The sequence below is a fragment of the Verrucomicrobiota bacterium genome (assembly GCA_016871495.1).
Lineage (GTDB): Bacteria > Verrucomicrobiota > Verrucomicrobiia > Limisphaerales > VHDF01 > VHDF01.
The window spans coordinates 1-1,807 of sequence record VHDF01000199.1; the positions used below are offsets into that span (position 1 = coordinate 1).

The 1,807-nt window shown below is 57.8% G+C and carries 2 protein-coding genes; both read left to right on the forward strand.

Translation table 11 applies throughout. The features are described from left to right. A partial coding sequence (locus tag FJ404_19830; GenBank protein MBM3825095.1) for a hypothetical protein occupies positions 1-627 on the forward strand: 627 nt, incomplete at its 5' end. Beyond that, a partial coding sequence (locus tag FJ404_19835) for a glycosyltransferase family 4 protein (GenBank protein ID MBM3825096.1) occupies positions 624-1,807 on the forward strand: 1,184 nt, incomplete at its 3' end. The genes FJ404_19830 and FJ404_19835, both read left to right, overlap by 4 nt.

The window sequence follows — 1,807 nt, forward strand, 5'->3', positions numbered from 1 at the left end:
ACCGTTGGCGTGGATGGCGAGGATCAGATGCGTCACCATTCAAAATTCCTCTTCCTGAGGTGGGCCCGCGGTTCGGTTTGGCCGATGTCCGGTGTGCCGGACGGTGTGATCGAGGGGTGGGAGGCGGTTCATGATGGATACGCACGACTCGACGATCCAGTCCGACATTGCAGGCGTGTTCAACGATTGCCGGGAGATCACTGGATTGTGCTTGACTGGCTGACTTCGCGAGGAGTTCACCAGTATCGACTGCACTGGCTTTTATTAGACATGCCCTATGCGCTCGGTCCGGACCCTGGAGTGGCAGCGGGATGTCAATTCAAACTGGTGCTGCAGACTCCCTCCGGTGATTACTCTTTGAGCACGGGCGGCACGGAGGCGCTTCGGTGCAACATCGTTCGGGCCGATCCGACCTCGACACGGGGATGGGTTTCGCGTCGCTATGCGCATAAGGATCCTGCCCTTTCGGTTGAGGCCGAGTGCCGCAGCCAGAGTGTGTGCTTGTGGACGATTCTGGGTCCAGGGACGGTGGAAATGTCCTATCAAAAGGGTGCGTTGCTGTTAAGGGGAAACGCGTGGCAGCGCGAGGTGGCGGTTGCTGAACCTTCGAGGAATGGAAGTCGATGAGGGCGCTGCTCATCCATCAGGTCTTTGTGTCGCCAAGGGAAGCGGGGGGGACCCGCCACTTTGAGCTCGGTTCTCACGTCGTAAAATCGGGTCATGAGTTTACGATTGTGGCGAGCAGTTTGAGTTATCTCACGGGCAGCAAGGCTCCAGCCGCTTCGAGTCCGGAGGAGTTTGGCGGCATCCGAGTGTTGAGAGCTTACACGTATCCCGCGCTCCATCGATCCTTCTTCTGGCGAGTCATCTCATTTCTCTCCTTCATGCTGAGTTCGGTGTGGTCGGCTTTAAGGGCGGGCCCGGTGGATGTGGTGATGGGGACGTCCCCGCCGATCTTCCAGGCGGCGTCGGCATGGTTTGTGGCCGCGATCCGGCGCAAACCTTTCTTGTTGGAGATTCGGGATCTTTGGCCCGAGTTTGCCATTGACATGGGTGTGTTGAAGAACCGGTTCTTGATTGTGATGTCGAGATGGCTGGAGCGGTTTCTTTATGCCAGAGCCACCCGAATCCTCGTCAATTCACCCGCGTATCGAGATTACCTGATTGCGATGTCGGTGAATCCCGCCAAGATCGACCATATCCCCAATGGAGTCGATCCGGACATGTTTGTTCCGGAGGCCAAGGGAGAAAATATTCGGATGGAATATGATCTGGGCGATCGCTATGTGGCCGTCTACGCGGGAGCCCTCGGACGGGCGAACGATTTGCCAACGTTGCTGCAGGCCGCCGAGCGATTGAAGGGCGACACGAACATCGTGTTTCTGATTGTGGGCGACGGCATGGAACGTCCCATGCTGGAATCATGGGTTCGGGAAAGAAAACTGACCAACGTCCTCTTTACGGGCGCCCAACCCAAGGCGCGCATGAGTGATTTTTTGGCCGCGGCAGACGTTTGTCTGGCCACGCTGCAAGCGATCCCCATGTTTAAAACCACTTATCCAAACAAGGTGTTTGATTACATGGCGGCAGGCCGGGCGACATTGCTAGGCATCGATGGTGTCATCCGTTCGGTGATGGAACAGAGCGGAGGGGGGGTGTTTGTGCCTCCGGGTGATCCGCAAGCCATGGCGGACGCGGTGGTGAGGATGCGCGATGATCCCGCCCGCGTTCGCGCCATGGGGTTGTCGGCGAGGGCTTATGTTGTTCGTCACTTCAACCGGAAGGAACACGCGGAGAGGTTCGTTCG